A 1,678-nucleotide genomic window follows, 5' to 3' on the forward strand; every position below is an offset into this window, starting at 1 on the left:
GTCGGGTCGCCCGGGGGAATCTCACCCCCGGGCTCCCACAGAACCGTGCGTAACAATCTCTCGTTACACGGCTCTTGCCATCCTGATCACCAAAACGTCGGCGTAAGTGCCCACTGGGCGAAGAGCCTCGGGTGCTGACGAGTGATGCGTTGCCAGCACGCGTGGGCCTTCTTGAACGGCCGAAACCGTCTGTACTTCTTGCGGATCCAGCGCATCAGGTAGGCGTTGATGCGCCGTGCCAGAGGGAACAGTGCGGTGCGGTAGAACGCACCGTAGTACTGCACCCAGCCCCGCACGATCGGGTTGATCCATCGTGCGAGTTCGACGAACGTGAGGTGCATCCGCATGTGAAGCCGCCAGGAGCGGACTTCTCTGCCGATCCGGTTCAGGGCGTCCTTGCTGATCGCGGGCAGGAAGTTGGTGAAGCACACTCCGTTCCTGCTCCGCGCCTTGCGGGCCTGGAACGTGTACCCGAGGAAGGTGAACTGCGTGTGCTCGTATGAGCCGCGCCGGTTCCCGTCCTTGCAGTACACGATCTTTGTCTTGTCGGGATGCAGCCGCAGCCCGACCTCCGTCATCCTGTTCCCGAGCGCTTCCAGGACCTCGCGGGCCTGGCGCTCGGAGACGCAGTGCACGACCGCGTCGTCCGCATACCGTTCGAACTGGACGCCCGGGTATGTCCGGGCGAGCCACATGTCGAACGCGTAGTGCATGAACAGGTTCGCCAGCACGGGTGAGACCGCGGACCCTTGCGGGGTGCCTCGATCTCGCATCTGCAAGGTGCCGTCGGGCAGTTGAAGCGGCGCGCGAAGCCACCGATCAACATACAACTTCACCCAAACGGCGTCGGTGTGAGCCTCCACGGCCTTGACAATGAGGTCCCAGGGGACGCTGTCGAAGAACTTCTGGATGTCGAGATCGATCACCCAGTCCCGTCTCCAGCACCGTTTCCGGCAACGCTCAACTGCGTCCAAGGCCGACCTGTTCGGCCGGTATCCATAGGAGTCCTCATGGAAAACGGGATCCACGCGGATGCCCAGATGCCGGGCTACTACGGTCTGCGCAACACGGTCAGCAACTGTGGGAATGCCTAGCATTCTTATGCCACCACCATGTTGCTTCGGAATCTCCACCGCACGCACCGGAGGAGGGAAGTAGCTGCCCGATGACATACGGTTCCAGACCTTATAGAGGTTCCTCTTCAGGTCCTTCTCGAAGTCCTCGATGGACTGCTCATCTACCCCCGGAGCACCCTGATTCTTCCTAACCTCCCGATACGCCTCCAGCACCTCCAACTTCGTAATTTCAAACGGCTTGTTCGGTGACTTCAGCTTGTCCATCGGCTCCTCCCGGGCTTTACCCGGTTGACCAAACACACACAGCCACGGATGACCCGGCCCCTTCGCTCCACCCCCGTTACAGAGGCTTCGGCACTACTACGAGCCGGTCCGCCGGCACCCCTCGCGACGGTACTCAGCACCTCGCGGGTCCTCCGCTTGGTGCGCTCCCTCTCGCTTCTTCCAATGCGGGCATGCGGTTTCGAGGGATGCCTTCCCACGTTCCATGCAAGAGCGGCAGATCAGTCTCACGCCACCTTCGTGCCGGACACCACCTGGCCAATAAGCGGGCGCCCGCCAGGCTCATCCCGGGTTCGATGGGAAGCACCCGGTTTCGATGT

1 protein-coding gene is annotated in these 1,678 nt (G+C 61.9%); it reads right to left on the reverse strand.

Translation table 11 applies throughout. The annotated features are described in order from the left end of the window. Positions 1–86 precede the first annotated feature (86 nt). The gene (gene ltrA / locus AC07DO_RS39795; protein WP_479067414.1) at positions 87–1,340 is read right to left on the reverse strand and encodes a group II intron reverse transcriptase/maturase; all 1,254 of its coding nucleotides are present in this window, start codon (positions 1,338–1,340) and stop codon (positions 87–89) included. Positions 1,341–1,678 lie beyond the last annotated feature (338 nt).

It is taken from the genome of Streptomyces sp. NPDC045678 (genome assembly GCF_056432085.1).